A 23976-nucleotide genomic window follows, 5' to 3' on the forward strand; every position below is an offset into this window, starting at 1 on the left:
CCTTCATCGGCAGGGTGGGCCGGTCAGACCCAGTGCCACGTTCAGTGTGGGGACGTTGACACGCGGCTCTCCCAGAATGCCCCATTGCCGGGAGGACGTGTGCGCATCCACGAGCTCTTTCACCCTGGCCTGGCTCAGGCCCGTCGCCGCCGCGACACGCGGTATCTGTAGTGCCGCGTATTCGGGAGTGATATCGGGATCCAGACTCGAGCCGGAACCGGTAACCGCGTCAGCGGGGACCCGCGCCGGGGTAACGCGCTCACGGGCAGCGATGGTCGCGCGCCGGGCATCGATATCCGCCTTCAATTTCTCGCTGTTGGGCCCCTGGTTCGAGGGTGCCCCAGCGGCAGGATCACCACTGGTCCGCGTATGGAAGTAGGGGTCCGCGCCGGAAGCCTGTGGATCCACACCGATGATGGCGGACCCGACGACACATCCGTTGCGGTCCTTCAGCGGCGAACCCTCGGCCGAACCGGAGTTGATGCGCCCGAAGAGCCATACCGCGGCCGGATAGGCGACGCCTAACACCACCGTCAGCGCCAGCAGCACCACCAGCCCTGCCACAGATTGACGCAACCACGCGATCGAGATTTTCGTCATTGCCAACTCACCCAATTCCCGGAATGAAACGCACGACCAGATCGATGAGCCAAATCCCTACGAAGGGGACGATCACCCCACCGAGGCCGTAGATCAACAGGTTTCGCCGCAGTAGTTCGCCCGCACCGACCGGCCGATAGCGGACCCCCTTGAGCGCCAAGGGGACCAACGCGATAATCACCAGGGCGTTGAACACGACGGCCGAGAGTATCGCCGATTGCGGGGTAGCCAGCCGCATGATGTTGAGGGCGCCGAGCTGCGGATAAATACCGCTGAACAGAGCCGGCAGGATCGCGAAGTATTTCGCGAGATCGTTGGCCAACGAGAAGGTGGTCAACGCGCCGCGGGTGATCAACAGTTGCTTGCCAATGGCCACCACATCGATGAGCTTGGTGGGATCGGAATCCAGGTCCACCATGTTCCCGGCTTCCTTGGCGGCCGAGGTGCCGGTGTTCATCGCTACACCAACGTCGGCCTGCGCCAGGGCTGGGGCATCGTTGGTGCCGTCACCGGTCATCGCGACGAGCCGGCCCGCCTGCTGCTCCTTGCGGAGCAGCTCCAGCTTGTCCTCGGGGGTCGCCTCGGCGACGAAGTCGTCGACACCGGCTTCGGCGGCGATCTGTTTGGCGGTCAACGGGTTATCGCCCGTCACCATGACGGTGCGAATACCCATGGCCCGCATCTGGGCGAAACGTTCGGCCATACCGGGCTTCACCACGTCCGAGAGCCTGATCACGCCGAGCAGCCGGGTCTCGGTGCTGTCATGATCGGCCACCACCAGCGGGGTGCCGCCCTCGCTCGCAACCTGGTCTGCGATCTTGCGGACGGCGACCACCACAGGGTCGTCCTCCTGAACACCGGAAAGACTTGCCACCCAGGTGAACACCGCATCGGAGGCACCCTTGCGGATCTGCCTGCCCTCGACCGTGTCCAATCCGCTCATTCGGGTGGAAGCGGTGAAGGCCACGAATTCACCGGCCACCGACTCCTCGATCGTCCCGGCCGCCAGCTCCACGATGCTGCGTCCCTCCGGGGTCTCGTCGGCGAGGCTCGAGGCCCGGGCCGCCGCAGCCAAGGTTTCGTGCGGAATACCTGGTGCCACCAGAAATTCCGTGGCCTGACGGTTGCCGAAGGTGATGGTGCCGGTCTTGTCCATCAGCAGTGTGTCGATATCGCCGGCGGCCTCGACGGCACGTCCGGACTTGGCCAGCACATTGTGCTGCACCAGGCGGTCCATACCCGCGATGCCGATCGCGGACATCAGCGCACCGATTGTGGTGGGGATCAGGCAGACGAGCAGCGCGATCAGCTTGATCGGATCCTGCTGCTCACCGCCGTAATTCCCCATGGGTCCGAGCGCGACAACCGCCAGCAAGAAAATGATGGTGAGCGATGCCAGCAAGATGTTGAGTGCGATCTCGTTGGGGGTCTTCTGACGCGAAGCACCCTCCACAAGCGCAATCATCCGATCTACAAACGATTCTCCTGGGGCGGCGGTGATCTGCACGACGATGCGGTCCGAGAGCACGGTGGTACCACCGGTGACGGCGCAGCGGTCGCCACCGGATTCACGGACAACCGGTGCGGACTCACCGGTGATGGCCGACTCGTCCACGGTGGCAATGCCTTCCACCACATCGCCGTCACCGGGTATTACCTGCCCCGCCTCTACCACGACGCGGTCACCCGGCCGCAGCGCGCTGCCCGGGACTTCTTCCTCGTTCTCATTGCCGTTACCGTCCCCGACCAGTCTGCGGGCGACGGTGTCGCGCTTGACCTCTCGTAGGCTCGCGGCCTGCGCCTTGCCACGGCCCTCGGCCACTGCCTCGGCCAGATTCGCGAACACCACCGTGAACCACAACCACGCGGTGATGGCCCACGCGAATATCGACGGATGCAGCACGGCCAGCACGGTGGTGGCCACCGATCCGACGGTGACCACGAACATGACCGGGTTACGAGCCATGTGCCGGGGATCGAGCTTGCGCACCGCAAGCGGCAGCGCCTTGATCAACTGGGCCGGATCGAAAACTCCGGTGGTTACCACTGCGTTTTTGCTCTTGGACACTAGAGGACTGCCTCGGCGATCGGTCCCAGCGCCAGCGCCGGGAAGAAGGTAAGTGCGGCCACCAAAAGCACTGTGCCGGTGTGCAGGCCAGCGAACATGGGGCCATGAGTGTGCAGGGTCCCAGCCGATGCCGGCGTCTTCCGCTGGGTGGCCAGCGATCCGGCCAGCGCCAACGTGAAGATGATGGGCAGGAAGCGGCCCAACAGCATCGCCATGCCGAGCGAAGCCTGGAACCAGTGGCTGGTCACCGTGAGGCCGCCGAAGGCGCTTCCGTTGTTATTGGCGGCCGAGGCGTACGCGTACAACACCTCGGAGAATCCATGTATGGACGACGGCGTACCCGGATCACCGCTGTTGCCTTGGTATCCCGTCGTTGTCGACAACGCTACGGAAATGCCGGTACCGACAAGCACGAGCGCCGGCATGACCAGCACAGACAGCGCGGCCATGGTGATCTGGCGGCGACCGATCTTCTTGCCGAGGAATTCCGGTGTCCGGCCGACCAACAGGCCGCCCACGAACACCGCGATGATGGCAAGAACCAGAATTCCGTACAAGCCGGTGCCCACACCGCCCGGCGCAATCTCACCAAGGAGCATATTCAGTATCAGCGCTCCGCCGCCCGCGGCGGTGAAGCTGTCATGCGCGGCATCCACCGCCCCCGTAGAGGTGCCGGTGGTAGACACCGCGAACAGCGCGCTTCCGGGGATACCGAACCGGACTTCCTTGCCCTCCATCATCGCGCCCGCTGCCTGCGCGGCGATACCGCGTGGGCTGGATTCGGCCCAGGTAACCAGGGCCAGCATGCCGCCGAAGAGAGTTCCCATCACCGACAGCACGGTAAGACCCTGACGCTTGTCACCCACCATGGTCGAGTAGGTGCGGGTGAGGCACACCGGGATGATGAGAATCGCCAGTATCTCAATGACATTCGATAGCGGCGTGGGGTTCTCGAATGGGTGTGCCGAATTAGCGCCCAGAATGCCCCCGCCGTTGGTTCCGATCTCCTTGATGGCCTCCTGCGAGGCCACCGGAGCCAGCGCGATGTGCTGCGCCGTCCCGTCGAGGGCCGTCGCCTCGAAGTGCGTGTACACCGATTGAATGGTTCCCTGCGACAACAAGATCAAGGCGACGGCGAAGGACAGCGGCAGCAAGATCCGCAGGCTGCCCCGGACCAGATCGACCCAGAAATTGCCAAGCTCGCCCCCGGATGTCGTGCGTACGACGCCGCGGATGAGCGCGACCGCGACCGTCAGTCCCACCGCGGCAGAGACGAAGTTCTGCACCGCCAGCCCGACCATTTGTGTCAGGTTGCTCATGGTGGTTTCCGGTGTGTACGACTGCCAGTTGGTGTTCGTCACAAAGGAGACAGCGGTATTGAACGCGACCGCGGGACTTACCGCGCCGAGACCACCCGAAAGTGGCAGCACTCCCTGGATACGTTGCAGCACATAAAGAAAAATCACGCTCGCGAAGGAAAACCCCAGCAGCGACAGGGTGTATCCCACCCATGTCTGCTCGGTCTCAGGATCCACTCGACCGACGCGATAGATGAGGCGCTCGACACGTGAGTGCTTGATGGTCGATAAGCCACTCGCACGAAGTGAATGTGGGCCCGTGAACACGCGCGCCATGTAGTCCCCAAGGGGGACATACGCGATGGCAAGCGCCAGTATGACGAAGCCGATCTGAAGACCGGCGGCCAGAGCGGAATTCACCGTTAGAACCTCTCCGGGTCAAGCAGAGCCACCACCAGATACACGACAAGGGCCGCCGACAGGACAATCAGCAAGATGTCGACGGCAGCGTTGACGGTGCCGCTCATGACAGCGCCTGTAATCCACGCACCACAGCGACGCACAAGGCGAAGCCCACGACCGTAAGGACGAGGTACCAAAAATCAGTCACGGCCAAGATCATGGCCCCGGCCAAGGGCCCTACCTGCGTTCTTTACGACCCCTTGACGCGCCCATGTGGCGCCATTGACGCGCTATTAACGCGGTTCAACCAGCCGTTGACAGCTCGGGCAGAAGTAGGACGACCGGTTCATGAAGGCCTCCCGGCGCATGGCGCGTCCACACCTGCGGCACGGTTCGCCCTCGCGCCCGTAGGCCTCCAACGAGCGGTCGAAATAACCGGATTCACCATTGACGTTGACGTACAGATCGTCGAATGACGTGCCGCCCTGAGCCAGCGCCAGGCGCATGACCGCGGCAGCGCTGTCGAGCACTTCGGTGAGCTTGGCCCGGCTCATGCCGTCGGTGAGGCGTCGCCCATGCACCCGCGCCTGCCAGAGAGCTTCATCGGCGTAGATATTTCCGACGCCGGAGACCACCGTTTGATCGAGCAGTGCGCGCTTGATCTCGGTGTGCTTCCCCCGCAATCGGGTGACAACGGCGCCTATCTCGAACAGTTCGTCCAGTGGGTCACGCGCGATATGCGCGACCGGCTCGGGAAGCTCGCTGCCGTCCACGGTGACCAGGTCGGTCACCATCCAGCCGCCGAATGTGCGTTGGTCGACGAAGCTCAATACCGATCCGTCATCGAGGGTCGCGGCGATACGCAAATGCTGAGGCCTGGAGATCGGCCCGATGAGCATCTGTCCGCTCATTCCCAGGTGCACCACCAGGGCCTGTGCGCCGCTCGAACCTTCCAAGGTCAGCCACAGGTACTTTCCCCGTCGGCCTGTACCGCTGATCTGTTGTCCGGCAAGCAGTCCGGCCAGTTCGACGGCCCCGCCGGACTGTCTGCGCACAGCACGCTCGTGGTACACCAGCGTCGATGCGATGGTCTTGCCGACAAGGTGGTGGTGCAGTCCGCGGCGAACCACCTCCACCTCGGGAAGCTCAGGCACTCACCGTGCCTTCTGCTCTTCCCTCAAGAGGCTCATCGCCGCCTTCTGCTCTTCCCCCAAGAGGCTCATCGCCGCTGATGCTGTTCCATGCCTCTGCGGCGGCCTTTTGTTCGGCCTCTTTCTTTGACCTCCCCACACCCACGCCATGTGCGGTGTCGTTGACCATCACCGTGGCGGTGAACTCCTTGTCATGGTCGGGCCCGGTTGAGGTGACCGCATACGATGGCGCACCCCAACCCTTTTCCGCAGTCAGCTCCTGCAAGCTGGTCTTCCAGTCCAGGCCGGCGCCGAGTTTGGGCGCGGTCTCCAGCAGCTCGCCGAACAACGTCAGCACCACAGCGCGCGCGGTCTCCAGACCGTGTTCCAGGTAGACCGCACCCAGAATCGACTCCATGCCATCGGCCAAAATGCTCGATTTGTCACGGCCACCGGTGTTCTCCTCACCCTTGCCCAGCAGCAAATGGGCGCCCAATCCGTCGCCGGTCAGCCCGCGCGCGACCCCGGCAAGCGCCTGGGTGTTGACGATGCTGGCACGCAACTTCGCCAAATCGCCTTCCGAACGGTCCGGGTGGCTGTGGTAAAGCGTCTCGGTAATCGTCAGACCCAGAACGGCATCCCCGAGAAACTCCAGCCTTTCGTTGGTGGGCAGGCCACCGTTCTCGTAGGCATAGCTGCGATGCGTGAGCGCAAGCGTAAGCAGCTCATCGCCGAGCTGTACACCGATCGCCGCGCGCAGGTCGTCGTGACGATGTTCGGGGGTCCGACTCACTGGTCATCACCGAAGTTGGCAAGTTTGGCCCAGCGTGGATCGATCTTGTCGTGATGATGGCCCGGTTCGGCTGTCGCCAAGGCGATTCCGCAGTCGGGGCACAGCCCCGGACAGTCGGGGCGGCACACCGGAGCAAGCTCCAAGTCGGGCACAATCGCGTCGACGATCGTCTGCTCGAGGTCGACCAGACCGTCGACGACCCGATGCACTTCGTCTTCCTCGGTGGTCGCCTCGGTCTCGCTGTCCGGATACGCGAAAAGCTCGGTGATGGTCGCATCCGCGTGTCCGGTGATCGGTTCCAGGCAGCGTGAGCATTCCCCAGCCAGATCACCGGTGATCGTTCCAGTGACGAGAACGCCCTCGGACACCGATTCCACCCGCAGGTCCATATCCACGTCCGTGCCCTCGGGGATCGCGATGAGGTCGTTGCCGATGCGCACCGGGCTTGCAAAGGTGCGCTCAATCTCCCGCATCGACCCGGGACGGCGCCCGAGCCCAAGGGCCAGGACATCAAGAACGAAAGGTCCCGGCATGTCACTTATGTTAACGCTCTTCCCCCCAGCGGCTCATCGCGAGTTAACGCTGCACGTAATCGTGCGTACCCGCGCCGGTACGCAGCTGATGGCGCCCACGGCCCACCGAACGCAGCGTGCCGTTGAGGTAATCCTCGAACTCGGCCAGCTTGTTGTCGACGTAGATGTCGCATTCACCGCGCAGCCGATCGGCCTCGGCGTGTGCCGCGTCGATCAGCCGGGTGGACTCGGCGTGAGCCGCCTGGACGACCTCGGTCTGGGCCACCAAGCGCTGCTGCTCCTTGATGCCCTCCTGCACGGCCTTGTCGTAGGAGGCATTACCGGAATCGACCAGACGGTCCGCCTCGGCCTTGGCACGTGCGATGGTGCTCTCCTGCTCACGCTTGGCGTTGGCAATCGTGCGCGCCGCCTCTTCCCTCGCCTCGCCGACGGTCTGCTCAGCGTGGTTACGCGCCTCGGCGACCATGCGATCGGCCTGCGCCTTGGCGTCGGCCAGCAGCCTGTCGGCCTCGTTGCGGGCATGGCTGAGCGTCTGCTCGGCCTCGGCGTTCGAGTTGCCGATCACCGTCTCGTGATGCTCCTTGGCCTCACGCAGCAGTGAGTCACGCGCATCGAGGACGTCCTGGGCGTCGTCGAGCTCGCCAGGAATCGCGTCCTTGATGTCATCGATCAGTTCGAGGACATCGCCGCGGGGCACGACGCATCCGGCGGTCATCGGAACGCCGCGCGCTTCTTCCACAATGGCGCCCAGTTCGTCGAGCGCTTCAAATACTCGGTACACGGCTACACCCTTCACGCGAGTTTCCACTGTTACCAGTGTGCCTGGTGTGACTGCTGTGACCGTGCTAGCTGACCGGTGTGTCGGCTATTTCTGCGCGGCCTGTTTTCTATTGTGCCTGGCCACGCAGTTTCCCGAGAAGTCGTTGGTGAACGGAAGCAGGCAGCAACGCCGAGACATCTCCCCCGTACGTCGCCACCTCCTTCGCGAGCGACGACGAGACGAACGAATACGCGGGCGCGGTAGCGACGAAAAATGTGTCGACCCCGGCGATGTGCTTGTTCATCTGAGCCATCTGAAGCTCGTACTCGAAGTCGGTGCCGGTACGCAGTCCCTTCACGATCGCGTTCAGGCCCCGTTCCCTGACAAAGTCCACCAGCAGACCCTGCCCCGACTCGACCCGCAGATTGGGCAGGTCGGCCGTGGACTCGCGGATCATCTCGATGCGCTCGTCAACGGTGAACATGCCCGCTTTGTTCGGGTTGATGAGCACGGCGACAATCACCTCGTCGAACTGCGCCGCGGCTCGTTCGAACACATCCAGGTGCCCAAGGGTCACCGGATCGAACGAGCCGGGGCACACCGCTCCCGTCATACGGCCGATTTGGTGGCCGCGCGAATGCCGATACCGCTTCCGATTTGCATCACGCCGATCACGATAAGCCAGATGCCCACTACCAGAGTGAGGGTGACGATCGAGCTGATCGGGTAAACGATGAGCACGATGCCCGCGAGGGTGGAGATGATGCCGCTGAAGATCTGCCATCCGCGTCCGGGAATATCCTTATCACTGACGGCCGTGATGGTGCCCGCGATGCCCTGTGCAATCCAGCCAACACCAATCCAGATGGCCAGCAACAGAATCGAATTCAGCTCATCCTTGAAGCACAGCACACCGAGGACGAAGGAAGCCGCCCCGGTGAGGAACAGCAGCACCCGCATGCCCGCGGACGACACCGGCAACGCAAAGGCGAACACGATCTGCGCAACACCGGATACCAATAGGTAGACGCCAAAGAAGATCGCCGCGACGAACACGGAGATCTGGGGCCATATCAATATGGCGGCACCAACGATTACCGCCAACACTCCTGACACCACCGCTGACTTCCAGAGGTGCTTGACGAGGTCCTGCCCGACATTTGTAGTCATAGGACCCAGGGTATTTCCTTGAGAACACCGATGCTGACTTATGGGCCGTAATCGGCACAGTGCGTTACGCGCTCAACATGATTCTGTTATCTCCCGGCCGGGCAGGTGAACTCAAGCTCGAAGGTGGCGGGCGTGCTCAGGCCGGCCGTTGCCGGTCCGGCAATCTTGTAGGACCGGCCCGACTTCGTGACCTCAGGCTTGGCCCCGCCATTCGACGGGCTATAGATCACCGGCTGACCATCGATGACGCCGAGGGTCAGGCTTTCCAGCGATGGGCTCTCGCCCGCCGTCAGCCTGGCGGCAATGCCGTCGCTATCGCTGCCGATATTGACAAAGGTCATCTCCCCGGCAGTAACACACTCGACGCGATTCTCGACCGTCCTGACGGCCCCGTTGACGACGACGCGAGGCCCGGCCGCAGGGGTGACGCTCGCCGAGTTCGATACCCGCTGACTGGTCTGAGACGAGTCTCGGTGCACGCCTTCCCCCGACGAGCAACCAACGAAACATGCGCCAGCCAAGACCGCGCCGCCCATCACCACTGCACTGCCGTAACGCATTAACACCCTCCCATCACCCCGCATTGTTCTGGCCCAGAATAGTTCGGCCAGGCGCTAGTCCCACCAGAAATCCCAGGTTCGGGTATCACTGATCTGGCGGGCGTAAGCGCTCAGTGTGCCCGCACCCTGATCGATGTTGTCCGGGCAGAAGCCATAGTGCTCATAGCCGACCGGAACCGCGAGGTCGGCGCCCGGCGGGCGGGTCACCTCCACCTCAATGGCATCGAAATCAACCGTCGTGAGCACGGCGCCGAATCGGTCTTCCCATGAGCGCAGCACGGCCGACAACGCCGTATCGGCGACGCCGTAGTTCACGGCATGGGCCCAGCCCAGGGCGTTCAGCGCGTCGGCCGGACGGCTTACTGGTGCCAGGATCAGCAATGAGCCCTGCGGCAGATGATCGCCGGTCAGCGGGAGCGCACGCTGCGGCGGCTGGGTGCGCTGTGCCAGCGTGATGGGCGCAACGGGCACATCGACGGTTGCCGCACCGGCCGATGAAATCTCTTTGGCCAGGAAGGATTTGATATCGACGGAACCGACATCTCCCGGCTCGGCGAGGTGTCGCAGGTCTTCGGGATCCGACCACGGCCGGCGTAAATCTCCACCCAATCCGCGAGATGCCAAGGGCCACAGACCAGTTCGGTCGAATCGGCCTGCCAGCCGAAGCCAGAGAGATTGGATGTCGACCACCGCGGTGTCGCTTACCCAGGCCAGTGGCCGGCCTGCAGGGCCGACGATCACATGTCCCGCTGGCAGCTTGATGCCGTCCACACTCCACTTGACCGCATTCTCGGGACGCGGCAGCCCTCCCGCCCGCTCAGCGTGCACGGGCACCAAAAGCTCGGCGTACGCGGGCAGATCATGCGCAGGTTGGGGGTCGCCGAACACTGTGCGCTTGCTCCAGTAGGCCTGACCGAAAAGGTAGGTCAGCCCGAGAACGAGGACGACGACCATTGCGCTCAGCGATGTCCACCCTTTTAGCCCCACCGGGCAAGATTAGCTGAGCGCGCGATTTGAGGCGCCGATCGGCACGCGGAGGGTTGGCCAGCCGCACCGGGCAGGTAGTCCCGTCGGGGCGAAACCGGCGGTACTAGAACCTCATTGGCCGGCAGCCACCGCCCCCTCTATCGGCGCGTCTTTGCGCGGGGCACGCCGGGCCCGGTTGTCCCGAAGTGCTTGCCGTGCGGATTCGAGGGTGATGTTGCGTGGATCGATCCCTTCCCTCTCAAAACCTCTCACCGCGGTCGGCAAGTAGAAACACTTCACCGGGAGGAGACGCTCGAGGACCGCATAGCACCGTCGATACATATCCATAAACCGGCGCAGCATCTCCTCGTCCTCGGGGGTCCACTCCAATGCGAACAACTCGCGCACGTGGGGCGGGTAACTACTGACAACGACCTGCCGCCGCCCAACCAGCCAGGGCCACACAAATTTCTTCATGGCCGTAGGCCACCACCGCGGCGCCAGGCGACGCTCCATGAATTGCTCCAGCATGAGCTGAGTTACCTGCGATCTCACTAAATGATTGCGCTCTACATTTTCCAGATACCGCTCGAAATCGTCGTAGGTATCCGGCTGGGGACCATCGTCCACACCCCACATGCTGTACCACTCCTTGGATTCCTCAAATATCTGCTCCTTCACCGCCCGCGGCATGTCCCCATCGAAATGCAGCCGCTCGGTCACCACCATCAAATGGTGATAAAAGAAGGTGACATGCGCGAAGTAGAAGGTTTCCGCGTTTAATGCATGAAATGTGCCATCCTGCAGGGTGCCTTTGACGGACTTATGCATATTCCGGGTCTTCAGCCCATATTTCTTGGCGTCTTCCGGAGGGTCATACACCGAGCCGTAAATGTACTCGCGGGATCTCTGGCGCCGTTTCTTGTATATCTTGGCGCGCGCCCGGAAGGAACTGTCACCGTTGAACAGGACAGACCCCGCGGTCCCCCGCCCCATCTGCGGCCACGCCCCGGCAATGGGGCCCAACACCCCGCTGCCGAAATACATCACATCAAAGCGCCCCCAATATTTCCAGATCAGGGAATCGGCAGGAATCGGATGCTGACAAAGGTCTTTCCGTGACAAACTGTTGTCGCCGGTAAATTCCGTAACCCTGACCTCTTCGGGAATCACCAGCTCTGGATCAAACGTTGTCTGCATGATTTTCTTGAATGCCTTGATACCCCGGACCACCACGTCAAACTCCTCGCGCTTGCCGATACCCCGCCACTTGCTCAACCCAGTGCCTGGCCCCTCATATGAGCACCGCCAGTTTGACTGTGACTCAGTTCACATCAGAAAGTGATGATGCTCCCGGTGACGCCCAAAAATCAAGTGAGGGCGTGAAAGGTTTCGGTGTAGACCGAATCAAGTAAGCCAAGAATGGTTGGCAGAGGGGGCTCGGCGAGGAAACGGGTGATCCCCCGATCACAGAACCGCACCGCCGCAGATTACCGAGCGACTAATTCCCGGGTTGATCGGCGGGCGGAGCTTGATCATCTGCCGTCGGCGCCGCGGGGCACTTTGCGGTGCCGACGGGGTGCTGATTCTGCATCGAGGCCAGTGTGCTCTCGGGGATCACTCCCGAGAATCTGTCGGTCACGGACTTCAGCAGCGAACCCGATCCGCAAATCTCGTTGACGGGTGACACCGGACTGGTCGGTGAAAGTACCGGGCCATCAGCCGATAACGGACCGCCGGAGGCCGTCAGGGGCCCGTTGGCCGACAGCGGGCCCGTGGGCGACAACAGCGGTCCCTCGGCCGACAACGGCCCACCGGGTGCCCCCAACCCCGCGACCGGCGCCGGCAATCCGGCAGACAGCGCATCGCTGGCCACCGACGGTGCCACCGCTGTCTTCGCGCCTCCGGGCAGCAAGTCGGCCACCGGCGACTGAGGAGTGGGCGGAGCCGGCGCATCGCCATCATCGGCCAACGCGACCCCGGCGGCAGCCAGCGACACCGCGCCGGAAGCCACCGCCACCACTACCGCTCTACACCACACGACCGGCCAGTCTAGGTGCCATCTAGCCGATGTGCTGGCCGAGCCACCCGAGGAGGCGTTGCCAGGCATCCACCGCCGCGGACGCGTTGTAGCGCGGTCCGCTGTCGTTGAAGAAGGCGTGATCGGCGCCCGGTTCGACGGCGATCTCATGCAGCAGCCCGCCCCGCCGCAGGGCGTCGGCGGCCTGATCTTTGGACGCCGTGACGCGCTCGTCGAGCTCTCCGTAGAAGGCCAGGACCGCGGCCTTGGATCGTGAAAAATCAGGATTGTCCGGAAGCGGACCATAAAACGGGGCAGCGGCGGCCAGTCTCGGCTCTCCCGCCGCCAGCAGCTGCCAAACCAGGCCGCCGCCGAAGCAGAATCCGACCGCGCCGGCGGGCTTGCCGGGAACCCGTCGCAGAATCTCGTCCACTCCGGACTTCAGGTCAGCGATAAATCTTTCCGGCGCGATCCTGCCCAGTGTTCCCGTCGCCTCGGCCGGGTCCTTAAACGCGGACGCACCACCCTCTTCCGACAACAGGTCGATGGCCAGCGACGAATATCCGACGCCCGCAAGCCGTCCCGCGACGGACCGAACCCAGTCGTTGAGCCCCTTGTTCTCGTGAATCACCAATACCGTGCCGCGAGGCTCCGCTGCCGTCGCCCAGGCACCTTGCAACGTTCCGTTGGGGCCACGCCAGGTAATCGGCTCTGTCACCACGACGTTATCCATGCCAGGCGGTGGCGCCCCGGAGTTGGCGGGCGCGGGCGCAGCGACCGGCTTGTTCCCGGTGCCACACGCCGAGATCAGCGCGCCGGCAGCGGTGGCGCCCACGCCCAGCAGGGCGAGCCGCCGAAAGGCCTCCCGCCGCGTCAGCAGTCCCTCGATATGGTCCGTGGCGATCTCTTCGGCGATATATCGCTGCAGCGGGGTCATGACGAGCAGTCTGCGCTCGACAAGTAAACGGTGGCTGTGGATCGCCTGGACGCTTACAGGGATCCCAGCTCTAGCCGGGTGCCGCCGTACTTGCGGGACATCAGTTCCCAGCCGTCCGGCCACACCGCCTCGGGTCCTGACGCATCGCGCTCCAGCACTACCAGGGCCTCGTCGGTGACCCAATGATCCGTCAACCGCGATAACAGCGCGGAAACCTCCTCGGCCGAAACCGAGTACGGCGGATCGGCAAGAACAAGGTCATAGGCGCGGTCGGGTGACATCGAAAGAAAGGTCGATACCGGGCATTGCCGCAGCACGGCACCGGGCAGCCCCACCGTCGCAATGTTGGCCGATATCACCCTGGACGCGGCGGCATTGGACTCGACGAATGTCACGTGTTGGGCTCCGCGCGAGAGCGCCTCCAGCCCCAACGCGCCAGAACCGGCGAAGAGATCGAGCACCGCGATCCCCTCAAAGTCCAGGCGCGCCTCCAGCATGCTGAACAACGCTTCTCGCACCCGATCCGTGGTGGGCCGGGTTCCCTTTGGCGGCACCGCGATCCGGCGCCCGCCCGCGACACCGGCGATAATCCGGGTCAGCTGATCACCACCAGCAGATCTCCGCCCTCGACCTGAGCAGTCTCGGTCAGCGCCACCCGCGCGACGGTACCCGCCTTGGGCGCGGTGATCGAGGCCTCCATCTTCATGGCCTCAATGGTGCCGATGGTCTCCCCTGCTGAAACCTCTTGGCCCGAGACCACGTTGAGCGTCACCACACCCGCGAAGGGCGCTGGGACATGATCGGCGTTCGCCCGGTCGGCCTTCTCCGCACTGGCCACCGCGCTCTCGATGCTTCTGTCGCGTACCTGCACCGGGCGCAGCTGCCCGTTCAGGATGCACATCACGGTGCGCATTCCATGCTCGTCTGCGTCGGATATCGCTTCGAGCCCGATGAGCAGCTCGACACCCTTCTCCAGTTTGACCCGGTGCTCCTCGCCGTATCGCAGGCCGTAGAAGAACTGGTTGGCCGAAAGCCGCGAGGTGTCGCCATACTGCTCACGGTGTGCCAGAAATTCCTTGGTGGGCCCGGGGAACAACAGACGGTTTAGCGCCGCACGCCGCGTCGCGCTATCACCGTCGAGCTGGGACTCGTCATCGGCCGTGAGCGCCACCTCGGCGCGCGCCGGCCCACGGCCTTGTAGTGCCCGGGTACGGAACGGCTCGGGCCAACCGCCGGGGGGATCGCCGAGTTCGCCGCGCAGGAATCCGATGACGGATTCGGGGATATCGAAACGACCTGGGTCAGAAGCGAATTCGTCGGCGCTCACGCCGGTGCCCACGAGTGCCAGCGCCAGATCGCCCACCACCTTGGACGACGGTGTCACCTTGACCAATCGGCCGAGCATCCGGTCAGCTGCGGCATAGCGTGCCTCGATCTCTTCGAACTGGTCGCCCAGTCCCAGCGCGATGGCCTGCTGACGCAGGTTCGACAGCTGCCCGCCCGGAATCTCGTGCGTGTACACACGGCCGGTCGGTGAGGGAAGCCCGGACTCGAAGGGGGCGTAGACCTTTCGCAATGCCTCCCAGTACGGTTCCAGATCGCATACCGAGGTCAGGGACACTCCGGTGTCGTACTCGCTGTGTGCGGCCGCTGCGACAATCGCCGACAGGGAGGGCTGGCTGGTGGTCCCGGCCATGGGTGCCGCGGCACCGTCCACCGCATCGGCACCCGCCTGCCAGGCCGCCAGGTACGTGGCCAGTTGTCCACCCGCGGTGTCATGTGTGTGGACGTGCACGGGCAGGTCGAACCGAGAGCGCAGCGCCGTCACCAAGGTCGCCGCCGCGGGCGGGCGCAGCAGGCCCGCCATGTCCTTGATCGCCAGCACATGCGCGCCCGCATCGACGATCTGCTCGGCGAGCTTGAGGTAGTAGTCCAGCGTGTACAGGTTTTCACCGGGGTTGGACAGGTCGCCGGTGTAACACATGGCCACCTCGGCCACCGAGGTACCGACCTCGCGCACCGCATCGATCGCGGGCCGCATGGCCTCGATGTTGTTGAGTGCGTCAAAGATTCGGTAGATGTCCACCCCGGTGGCACTGGCCTCGCGAATGAACGCCTTGGTCACCGTCTCGGGATACGGCGTGTACCCCACCGTGTTGCGGCCGCGTAGCAGCATCTGCAGACAGATGTTCGGGACCGCCTCACGCAGGTCGGCGAGCCGCTCCCACGGGTCTTCCTTCAGAAAGCGAAGAGCCACATCGTATGTCGCTCCCCCCCAGGCTTCGATCGAGAGCAACTCCGGTGTCAACCGTGCCACGTACGGCGCGACGGCAAGCAGACCGGTGGTGCGCACTCGGGTGGCCAGCAGCGACTGATGAGCATCTCGGAACGTAGTGTCGGTCAGGCCCACGGCCTTCTGCTCACGCAGCGCCTTCGCGAAACCCTCGGGCCCCAACGCCAACAGACGCTGACGCGAGCCGTCCGGAGGCGGTACCGATAAATCGATGGGCGGCAGCTTATCGTGCGGGTACACCGTCGAAGGCTTGGCGCCGTGCGGCTTGTTGACGGTGACGTCGGCCAGATAGTTCAGGATCTTGGTGCCGCGATCCGCGGAGGATCGCGCCGTCAGCAGCTGCGGGCGTTCCTCGATGAACGACGTCGTGACGTGTCCGGCGCGGAAGTCCGGGTCGTCCAGAACTGCTTGCAAAAACGGGATATTGGTGGCCACACCGCGGATGCGGAACTCGGCGACCGCGCGACGGGCACGAGCCACCGCAGTCTGGAAGTCCCGCCCGCGACACGTCAGCTTCACCAGCATCGAATCGAAATGCGCACCCACCTCGGCGCCGAGGGTGGTGCCACCGTCGAGGCGGATGCCCGCGCCACCGGGGCTGCGGTAGGCGGTGATTCGACCGGTGTCGGGCCGGAAGCCATTGGCAGGATCCTCGGTGGTAATCCGGCATTGCAGGGCCGCACCGCGCGGCGTGATGGAATCCTGGTGCAGACCAAGGTCATCGAGGGTTTCTCCGGAGGCGATCCGCAGCTGACTCGCCACCAGGTCCACATCGGTGATCTCCTCGGTCACCGTGTGCTCCACCTGAATTCGGGGATTCATCTCAATGAAGACGTGGTGACCGCGCTCGTCGAGCAGGAACTCAACGGTGCCGGCGCAGCTGTACCCGATGTGACGGGCGAAAGCGACAGCGTCCGAACAGATCTTCTCACGCAGTTCAGGCGGCAGGTTGGGCGCGGGAGCGAGCTCGATGACCTTCTGATGGCGCCGCTGCACGCTACAGTCGCGCTCGTAGAGGTGAATGACGTTTCCCGCGGTGTCCGCCAGGATCTGCACCTCGATATGCCGCGGGTTGATGACAGCTTGCTCCAGGAAAACCGTCGGGTCTCCGAACGCGGACTCTGCCTCGCGGCTGGCTGCCTCGATCGCCTCGCGCAGCTGATCACGCTCGGCGACCCGCCGCATACCGCGCCCGCCACCACCGGCAACGGCCTTGACGAACACCGGAAATTCCATGGACTCGGCGGCCGCCAGCAGCTCCTCAACCGATGCCGAAGGCTCCGAGGATGCCAACACCGGCAGTCCCGCCTCACGCGCAGCAGCGATGGCACGGGCCTTGTTACCCGTCAACTCCAAAACATCGGCGGGCGGCCCGACAAACGTGATGCCGGCCTCTGCGCAGGCCGCCGCGAGGTCGGGATTCTCGGACAGGAAGCCGTAGCCGGGGTAGATCGCATCGGCGCCGGCATTCCTGGCAGCGTTGACGACCTCGGAAACCGACAGATAGGCGCGGACCGGATGGCCCTTCTCACCAATCTGATAGGCCTCATCGGCCTTCAGCCGATGACCCGAGTTGCGATCTTCATAGGGGTAGACAGCGACGGTTTCGGCACCTAGTTCGTAGGCGGCACGAAATGCACGGATCGCGATCTCACCGCGGTTGGCGACAAGAACCTTCGAGAACATAGTCACTGACCGTACCGTGAGGATTGAGCGAACGCGCGTCCGCTCAATTTCACAATTCGGTTCAGACGAGTGTGATCCAGTAATCCCAGAATCGTTCGAGGATCGCGAGGACCAGCGCGACGAACCAGAACACCACCAGCGACCAGCGCCACTGGTACAGAATCCGAGCCCAGCGGTGAGATCCCAACGGCCGCAACGCTATCGAAGCGCTGACCACCAACAGCGGAATCGTGACCGACCAGACCACCATGCAATAGGGGCACAGCGCGCCGATCCGGTACAGACTCTGGAAGATCAACCAGTGGACGAAGACGGCACCCAATAGGCTGCCGATCGCCAGCCCGCTCCAGTACCAGCGCGGCAGCTGCACCCCCGCGACCGACAGCACCCCGGTCACCAACACCACCGTGAACGCCACAATGCCGATGAGCGAATTAGGGAAACCGAAGGCCGATGCCTGCTCGGTCGTCATTACCGAGCCACACGAAATGACCGGATTCAGACTGCAGGACGGCACGTACGTCGGATCGATCAGGATCTCGATCTTCTCGATGGTGAGGGCCAGCGCCGCGGCTAGCCCGGCCACCCCCGCAACGAGGACGTACCAGGCGGTCGCGGGACGGAGCGTCACTTCAGACCCGGAACAGGTCCGGTGATATCCGTGACGGCCTTGATCAAGTCGTCCGGCGTGGTGCCCTTGCCGATCTCCCAATCCTTACCGTTGATCCGGATGGTGGGTGTTGCCTGAATATTGAGCTTGGGACCGAGCTCCTTGACCATGTTGATGTACTTCTTGTCCTTGATGCACTTGGCGACCGCATCAGAGGCGCCCACAGCCTTGGCCTGATCGATCAGCCACTTGTCGTCATGCCAGGTCTTGGAGTTGACCTCATCGGGCTGCTTGCTGGGGTCGTAGAGCACGGAATGGAACTTGAGGAACAGCTCCTGAGACTGGTCGGCCACGCAGTAGGCCGCCGCCGAGGCCCGCGACGAATAGTCACGCTTGAGCCTGGGTACATCGAGGATGCCGACCATGTCGTAGTCGGCCCGCACCGCGCCGGTGTCGATGAGTTTCTTGACGGTGGGACCGAACTCCTGCTCGAACATGGCGCACGCGGGGCAGATCGGGTCCTCGATCAAGGTCAGGACCACCTTGGGCTCGGTGGTTCCTTCCTTGGTGATGAGCTTCGCCGGACCGGGAGTGACCACCTGGATCGCCTTCACCTCGCCCGCGGGCGGAGCCGGAGGGCCCTCGTCCTTCTTGTTACTCAGCACGATGAATCCGACCAACCCCACGGCGAACAGCACGACAATCGCCGTGAGCCCGATTTGAATCAACTGGCTTCGGCGCTGCTCCGCCTTCTTGAGGTCGTAGCTGGGGGGTTGCTTCGGTTTGGCCACGCGAACAGCCTACCGGGCAGGATTAGCGGGACAGATGCGCGCGCAGCGCCGAGGTCAGCTGATTCATGGCCTCCGACGGCGCGCCACCCAGCCCGGCCATGTTGTAAAAGCCATGAATCAGCGGGCCCTGTACCCGCAGGTCCACCGGCACTCCGGCGGCCCGCAGCTTCGCGGCGTATTCGTTGCCCTCGTCGCGCAGCGGATCAAAGCCCGCCGTCGTGATAAGCGCCGGCGGCAACCCCGCCAGGTCCGCGGCCAAAATCGGTGACACTTGGGGGTCCGCCTTATCGACGTCGGACCCGTCAAGATAGTGACTTTCGAATCCGTCCATGGCCGCCTTGGTGAGAAAGAACCCCTCGGCGAATAGATCCCGTGACGGCCTGCGCACCGTGAAGTCGACGGCCGGGTAGATCAGGAACTGCAGCAGCGGCAGCTGCGCGCCGGTGTCACGTGCCTGCTGCGCGACGACTGCCGCCAGATTGCCGCCCGCGCTGTCACCGCCCACCGCGATCCTGTCCGGTGCCACGCCCAGATCTCCGGCATGCTCGACGGCCCACAGGTACGCGGCCAGGCAGTCCTGCGCGGCGGCGGGTGCCTTGTGCTCGGGAGCCAGCCGATAGTCCACGGACAACACCGAGACACCGGCATCCCGACAGGTCTGGCGGCACGGCTGGTCATGGGTCTCCAGGTCACCGATCACCCAGCCGCCGCCGTGGAAGAACACCAGCAGGGCCCCGGTGTGATCATGTACCGGCTTGTAGTGCCGGACCCCGATGGGGCCGGCCGGCCCGGGGATGGAGAAGTTGCGCACCTGCCCCACCGGCGTGCTGAACTGCAGCAACCCCGCCTGCCTGCGCATATTGGCCCGGTTCTCGGCAACATCCTCTCCGCGCGATATCTCCCCCTCCCCCATCAACTCCATACCGCGCAGCAATAGCTGCGTGGTCGGGTCCAGGATGTTGCCGTCGATGATCACCTGGCGACCGGCCATGGCCCGTCGAACCGGAGTCGGGATATGCGGTGTCGCGGCGGTGCTGGCACGCAGGGCGAAGTCGCGGAAAGGGCTCACGCCACAACCGTAGCGAGAACTCCTAGGCTGCCGGTATGGATATCGGCATTGCGCTGCCCTTCATGTGCCGCGACTACACCCGCGAGTCGACGATCACTTGGGCCCGCCTCGCCGACGAGGGACCGTTCTCCACGATCTCGTCTGGTGAACGCATCTCGTATCACAACCAGGACATGTGGGTGACGCTCGCGGCCGCGGCGGCGGTCACCGAAAGGGTGCGGATACTCGCGAATGTTTCTGTGCTACCGGCACATCCGGTACCGCTCGTCGCCAAGCAGGCGGCGACGCTGGACGTATTGTCCGAGGGCCGATTCATCCTCGGGGTCGGCGTCGGCGGCCGCGAACACGACTACCGCTGCCTGGACGCATCCTTCGGGCGGCGACACCAGCGCCTCGATGACCAGGTTGCCGAGCTACGCAGGTTGTGGCGGGGCGAGCCGCCGTTCGAGGGTGCCGACCCCGTTGGGCCCGCGCCGGTACAGGACGGCGGCCCGCCCGTCGTCGCCGCGGCGATCGGGCCGAAGTCCCTGGCCCGCGCGGCACGGTGGGCAGACGGCATCACAGGATTCAGTGTCTCCGGCGCACCCGCCGAGCTCACCTACTCCGCCGATTCCGCACGCGCCGCATGGCAAGCCGCGGGCCACGCGGAACCGCCGGTGCTGTCCAGCGGTTGCTTCTACACGCTGGGCATCCCCGGCGCCGAGTCCGAACTCAAGCAGTTCACCAGCGAGTACCTCGCGATTTTCGGGACGCAGATCGCCGAAAACGTTCCGAAGACGCTGACCAACTTCGATGCCGACGCGCTGAACCGCACGCTCGACGGCGCCGAGGAGGCCGGGCTGGATGAGTTCATCCTGGTACCAGGCGCATCCGATGTCGCGGTGATCGAGGCGACGATCGAACTCATCCAGCGGCGCTGACCGTATCTGTCGGCGAATTGATTTGCCGCGCAGCGAAATCCGCGGCCTGGCTCGTCATGCCGTTGTCTCCGTACGAACCGTGGGCGGCATTGTCGCTGCCGTCCGGAGAGCAGATCGGATCCTCGGGAACGCACATATCCATGGTCTTGGCCACGTAGAGATGGCCGATATTGATCGGCGGGGCCGTGTTGTCGATGCGCTGCAGGAATCCGCTGGAGGGCTTTCCGAACAACGCCACTGCGGCGACATGATCGGCCACCTCCGCCGGCATGGGTCCGGTGATTCCCTCTGGCAGCTCGAAGCCGGGAGGCACCGCATCCGCGGTGGTGTAGGCGACAACGGCCGCGCCCTGGGAGAACCCACCCATCACAATCTTCGTATTGGGACACCGTGCTGCGACGTCCTTCACGCGGTTACTGGCGTCGATGACGCCGTCGGCCGCAGTGGCAAACGCCAAGGATGCGGGGTACTCGACGGGGTAAACCTCGACTGACTTGCCCTTGGTGCGCGCGCGTAGCGCATTGACGAACGACTCACCGGTGCCGCCGACACCCGGCGGCTCAAACGTTCCACGCGCGAACACGACCTCGACATCGGGACACGCAGCGGCAACTGCGGACGGGATGCCTACGGGCGAACTAATTAGGGCGCACATGACCACGATGGCAAGTAACCAGCCCCACCGAACTCTCTGCATTTACGACCACCACCTGTTTGGGCTTCCGTCTCTGTCTACCACAAATTCAACGGTTGTGGACAGGTGTGCGCCACCCCTTCGATAGGCCGATGTAATCAATCTCTCAGCGAAAACCTTTATTTGCAAAGCATTTACATGAGCACCTGACGGCCCGGCTCACCGCGCAGAAGGGGCCGCAGCCGACGGTCCCCAGTTATTCGGTGACCGTCATTCCGTCACCGCGCGTGCCGCCCTCAGGACGGGTACGAGGTACGTGACGGCAAAACTCCTGGCCTCATCGTCCGTCTCTACACGAAGAATCTTCGACGGCGCCAACAACAAGGTCCCGGTGATCCGCATGATGAGCTCGGCGGCCTGCCTGGCGCCCGCTTCGGAATAACCATCCCCCATCAGTCTCATGGCAAGGAGGGTCAGCACCGCTTGGTAATTGCCATGTTCCGTCGCAAACAACCCCACCGACATCGATTCGGTCTCATATTCTTTGAGGGCCGCCACCACCGGATTCACCCGGCATTCACGCATTCCCGTCACGAATAGCTCGACGACCTGGTCTTCGACATTGTCTTTCGGGTCCAGCAATGGCGCCAGCGTGACGAAGAACTGAAGCACCTCGCGACCGACGACGGCTGACACCATGTCGTCCTTATCTCCGCACCGGCGATTCAGGGTCTGTCGAGAAACATTGGCCCGCTTCGCGATATCAGCCACCGCGGCGCGCCGGAAGCCGTGCGCGACAAACTCCACGCGTGCGGCATCAAGAAGCCGCTCCCGCTCCTCGTCCTCATCCCCCAGGGCCGACTGTCCGGAAGACAACTGCGACCACACCAAGCCCAAATCCACGAGAAATCATGTTACCTCTTGACGTAGAGACACTGTTACATCTAACGTCCAATGTCTCATGCAAAAGCAATCCTTCGCAATCACCGTCGACGACGGCGTCTGTATGGGAGCCGGGTATTGCTACCGCTCGTACCCACAGCTGTTCGCAGCGGCTGCCGACGGCACGAGCCTCGCGTTAGCCACCGCCGGGGGCGAATTGCTTGATGACGCAACCAGAGCCAGTCAGATCTGCCCATCGGGCGCCATCGAGATCCACCGGGGAAAGGACTGATATTGACCACCGCTGCGCCGCAATGTCCGGCACACCGTTCCAACAGCGAAGCGGAATCAAGCGCCCATCGATTTCCAGCGCCCGCACCGCCCAGATGGTCCACCGGGCGACGCGCCGTGATCGCGTCGCTGTCGGACGATCCCTTTTGGCCGACCCGAAAGCCGCTCCGCGCGTCGTTTAGCCTGCTCACCGGCTGGGGCCGAGACCGGCCAATTCCACCAGGCCCGATCGGATTGCCGTTCATAGGCTCGGCAATTCCCATGGCACGCAACCCATACAAGTTCCTACAAGACTGTCATCGCAGATACGGAGACATCTATCGGGTGCCGCTACCGATACATCCCTTGGTCCTGGCCAACCACCCCGATCTGGTGAGCGAGTTCATGGAGAACACCGAGCTCAAATACAGCATGTCGGCCCCGATCCAAGGCAAAAGACTTCAGAAAGCAGTGGCGAGTGTCGGCTGCCCAGTTCAAGTCCTCGAAGGTCAGGCACTTCGCGATAGGCGCAAAAGGCTCATGCCCATGTTCGGCAAGAGACATCTCTCAGTGGTCTCGGACAAGTTCGTCGAAGTGTTCACCGATCGCATCGACCGATGGCTCCTCGTTGCCGATACGGGCAAGGAGGTGAACCTTCAGGCAGAGCTACCGAAGGTTGTGCTCCCGGCATTCATGTACGCGATGTTTTCGACGAGACTGTCCGATGACGAAGTCCTACATGCCGATACCGCGACTCGATCGGTCATGCGCGCCATCGCGTCTGGATTGTTTCTGGCGTCTCCGCCGAATATCTTTCCGCTACGCGGCAGGGAAAACCTGCCGGTCTCCGGGTTACGTCTTATGCGAACCATCCGGCAGATGATCCGAGACCGCCGCGCCAACCCCACCGATGACGCAGACCTGCTCAACATATTGCTCGCCGCTCGCGGCGACAGCAGTAGGCCGTTGACCGAAATCGACGTGTATTCGGAGATCATGTCGGCAATCGGTGGCGGTTACGAAACGATCGTTGCGTCGATGTCATGGACGCTAGCGCTGCTGCTGCAACACCCCGAACATCTGGACCGTCTCTACGACGAGATCTCAATTCTCCACGGTAACGCGCCTACGCCCGACGATCTACCCCGCTTACCTTGGGCACGAGCGTGTTTCGACGAGGGGCAACGACTACAGGGCGCCCCGATCAATCCGAGATATGCGATGGAGGACACCGAGCTCGGTGGGTATCCCATCCCTAAATACACCCTGGTGGCAAGCTCCCTGTACGTGGTGCACCGCGATCCGCGGTGGTGGGGCGAGAACGCCGAAACCTATGACCCGATGCAGTTCTTCGATCAAGACCGCGTGAATGCGCGTCCACGTCTGGCATTTCAGGCCTTCGGCGCCGGGCCGCATCACTGCATGGGCACGGGTATGGCCTACATGATGGCTCAGTATTTGTTGGCGATCATCTTTCAGCGCTACCGCTTGCACTTACGGCCCGGTTGGCAGCCCCGACAATTCTTCAGCTTGTCGACGCTGGTGAAAGGTGGCGTACCCGCCACGATCACCAAAGCCTAATTT

Annotated in this window: 25 protein-coding genes; 3 read left to right on the top strand and 22 right to left on the bottom strand. The window is 63.5% G+C overall.

Annotated features, from left to right (window positions below; translation table 11 throughout):
* Positions 1 to 3: 3 nt before the first annotated feature.
* The 20 genes from MAB_RS16475 to MAB_RS16570 all read right to left on the bottom strand — a co-directional run bounded on the left by MAB_RS16475 (position 4) and on the right by MAB_RS16570 (position 19686).
* Positions 4 to 600, bottom strand: a complete 597-nt coding sequence (locus MAB_RS16475) for a potassium-transporting ATPase subunit C (protein WP_005087732.1) — start codon at positions 598 to 600, stop codon at positions 4 to 6.
* A 7-nt stretch (positions 601 to 607) separates the two neighbouring features.
* Complete coding sequence (gene kdpB / locus MAB_RS16480) at positions 608 to 2668, bottom strand: potassium-transporting ATPase subunit KdpB (RefSeq protein ID WP_012296651.1); 2061 nt, start codon at positions 2666 to 2668, stop codon at positions 608 to 610.
* Positions 2668 to 4386, bottom strand: coding sequence for a potassium-transporting ATPase subunit KdpA (gene kdpA / locus MAB_RS16485; RefSeq protein WP_005111699.1), 1719 nt, complete (start codon positions 4384 to 4386; stop codon positions 2668 to 2670). The genes kdpB and kdpA overlap by 1 nt, the downstream gene beginning before the upstream one ends.
* Positions 4387 to 4388: 2 nt before the next feature.
* A complete protein-coding gene (gene kdpF / locus MAB_RS16490; protein ID WP_017206659.1) occupies positions 4389 to 4493 on the bottom strand; it encodes a K(+)-transporting ATPase subunit F in 105 nt (34 codons plus the stop codon).
* A 168-nt stretch (positions 4494 to 4661) separates the two neighbouring features.
* On the bottom strand, positions 4662 to 5522 hold the full coding sequence (gene mutM, locus MAB_RS16495; RefSeq protein WP_005087736.1) for a bifunctional DNA-formamidopyrimidine glycosylase/DNA-(apurinic or apyrimidinic site) lyase: 861 nt from the start codon (positions 5520 to 5522) through the stop codon (positions 4662 to 4664).
* The gene (rnc, locus tag MAB_RS16500) at positions 5515 to 6291 is read right to left on the bottom strand and encodes a ribonuclease III (protein ID WP_005081515.1); all 777 of its coding nucleotides are present in this window, start codon (positions 6289 to 6291) and stop codon (positions 5515 to 5517) included. The genes mutM and rnc overlap by 8 nt, the downstream gene beginning before the upstream one ends.
* On the bottom strand, positions 6288 to 6824 hold the full coding sequence (locus tag MAB_RS16505) for a YceD family protein (RefSeq protein ID WP_005056944.1): 537 nt from the start codon (positions 6822 to 6824) through the stop codon (positions 6288 to 6290). The genes rnc and MAB_RS16505 overlap by 4 nt, the downstream gene beginning before the upstream one ends.
* Before the next feature lie 43 nt (positions 6825 to 6867).
* Positions 6868 to 7605 (bottom strand): cell division protein SepIVA, encoded by a 738-nt coding sequence (gene sepIVA, locus MAB_RS16510; RefSeq protein WP_005056943.1) that lies wholly within the window; start codon positions 7603 to 7605, stop codon positions 6868 to 6870.
* A 106-nt stretch (positions 7606 to 7711) separates the two neighbouring features.
* Positions 7712 to 8197, bottom strand: a complete 486-nt coding sequence (coaD, locus tag MAB_RS16515; RefSeq protein ID WP_005056942.1) for a pantetheine-phosphate adenylyltransferase — start codon at positions 8195 to 8197, stop codon at positions 7712 to 7714.
* The gene (locus MAB_RS16520) at positions 8194 to 8754 is read right to left on the bottom strand and encodes an HdeD family acid-resistance protein (RefSeq protein ID WP_005115357.1); all 561 of its coding nucleotides are present in this window, start codon (positions 8752 to 8754) and stop codon (positions 8194 to 8196) included. Before MAB_RS16520 ends, coaD begins: the two co-directional genes overlap by 4 nt.
* An 86-nt stretch (positions 8755 to 8840) precedes the next feature.
* On the bottom strand, positions 8841 to 9314 hold the full coding sequence (locus tag MAB_RS16525; protein WP_005125529.1) for a lipoprotein LpqH: 474 nt from the start codon (positions 9312 to 9314) through the stop codon (positions 8841 to 8843).
* Positions 9315 to 9368: 54 nt separating this feature from the next.
* The gene (locus MAB_RS16530) at positions 9369 to 10268 is read right to left on the bottom strand and encodes a DUF4253 domain-containing protein (protein ID WP_005111709.1); all 900 of its coding nucleotides are present in this window, start codon (positions 10266 to 10268) and stop codon (positions 9369 to 9371) included.
* A 144-nt stretch (positions 10269 to 10412) separates the two neighbouring features.
* A complete protein-coding gene (locus MAB_RS16535; RefSeq protein WP_005081508.1) occupies positions 10413 to 11558 on the bottom strand; it encodes an oxygenase MpaB family protein in 1146 nt (381 codons plus the stop codon).
* Between the two features lie 223 nt (positions 11559 to 11781).
* A complete protein-coding gene (locus MAB_RS16540; RefSeq protein ID WP_005111711.1) occupies positions 11782 to 12303 on the bottom strand; it encodes a hypothetical protein in 522 nt (173 codons plus the stop codon).
* A 40-nt stretch (positions 12304 to 12343) separates the two neighbouring features.
* Positions 12344 to 13237: a dienelactone hydrolase family protein gene (locus tag MAB_RS16545; RefSeq protein WP_005093930.1), complete on the bottom strand. Its 894-nt coding sequence runs from the start codon at positions 13235 to 13237 to the stop codon at positions 12344 to 12346.
* 53 nt (positions 13238 to 13290) lie between these two features.
* Positions 13291 to 13836, bottom strand: a complete 546-nt coding sequence (rsmD, locus tag MAB_RS16550; RefSeq protein ID WP_032668502.1) for a 16S rRNA (guanine(966)-N(2))-methyltransferase RsmD — start codon at positions 13834 to 13836, stop codon at positions 13291 to 13293.
* Positions 13833 to 17216, bottom strand: coding sequence for a pyruvate carboxylase (locus tag MAB_RS16555; RefSeq protein WP_005081500.1), 3384 nt, complete (start codon positions 17214 to 17216; stop codon positions 13833 to 13835). The genes rsmD and MAB_RS16555 overlap by 4 nt, the downstream gene beginning before the upstream one ends.
* 61 nt (positions 17217 to 17277) lie before the next feature.
* Positions 17278 to 17847, bottom strand: coding sequence for a vitamin K epoxide reductase family protein (locus MAB_RS16560; protein WP_005081498.1), 570 nt, complete (start codon positions 17845 to 17847; stop codon positions 17278 to 17280).
* The gene (locus tag MAB_RS16565) at positions 17844 to 18617 is read right to left on the bottom strand and encodes a DsbA family protein (protein WP_005081495.1); all 774 of its coding nucleotides are present in this window, start codon (positions 18615 to 18617) and stop codon (positions 17844 to 17846) included. The genes MAB_RS16560 and MAB_RS16565 overlap by 4 nt, the downstream gene beginning before the upstream one ends.
* Before the next feature lie 22 nt (positions 18618 to 18639).
* Positions 18640 to 19686, bottom strand: coding sequence for an alpha/beta hydrolase (locus MAB_RS16570; protein ID WP_005056930.1), 1047 nt, complete (start codon positions 19684 to 19686; stop codon positions 18640 to 18642).
* Positions 19687 to 19721: 35 nt separating this feature from the next.
* Here MAB_RS16570 and MAB_RS16575 point away from each other — a divergent pair, with 35 nt between their 5' ends.
* Positions 19722 to 20606, top strand: a complete 885-nt coding sequence (locus tag MAB_RS16575) for an LLM class flavin-dependent oxidoreductase (RefSeq protein ID WP_005081490.1) — start codon at positions 19722 to 19724, stop codon at positions 20604 to 20606.
* Here MAB_RS16575 and MAB_RS16580 read toward each other — a convergent pair.
* Complete coding sequence (locus MAB_RS16580; protein WP_005093934.1) at positions 20590 to 21303, bottom strand: cutinase family protein; 714 nt, start codon at positions 21301 to 21303, stop codon at positions 20590 to 20592. The genes MAB_RS16575 and MAB_RS16580 overlap by 17 nt on opposite strands.
* A gap of 207 nt (positions 21304 to 21510) precedes the next feature.
* The gene (locus tag MAB_RS16585; RefSeq protein WP_005081487.1) at positions 21511 to 22143 is read right to left on the bottom strand and encodes a TetR/AcrR family transcriptional regulator; all 633 of its coding nucleotides are present in this window, start codon (positions 22141 to 22143) and stop codon (positions 21511 to 21513) included.
* Positions 22144 to 22201: 58 nt separating this feature from the next.
* Between MAB_RS16585 and MAB_RS16590 the strand changes: the two genes are divergently transcribed.
* Entirely contained in the window at positions 22202 to 22414 is a 213-nt protein-coding gene (locus MAB_RS16590; protein ID WP_005081484.1) for a ferredoxin, read from the top strand.
* Between the two features lie 227 nt (positions 22415 to 22641).
* Positions 22642 to 23973: a cytochrome P450 gene (locus MAB_RS16595; protein ID WP_255764554.1), complete on the top strand. Its 1332-nt coding sequence runs from the start codon at positions 22642 to 22644 to the stop codon at positions 23971 to 23973.
* Positions 23974 to 23976: the final 3 nt, after the last annotated feature.

The sequence above is a fragment of the Mycobacteroides abscessus ATCC 19977 genome (assembly GCF_000069185.1).
Taxonomy (GTDB): Bacteria; Actinomycetota; Actinomycetes; order Mycobacteriales; family Mycobacteriaceae; genus Mycobacterium; species Mycobacterium abscessus.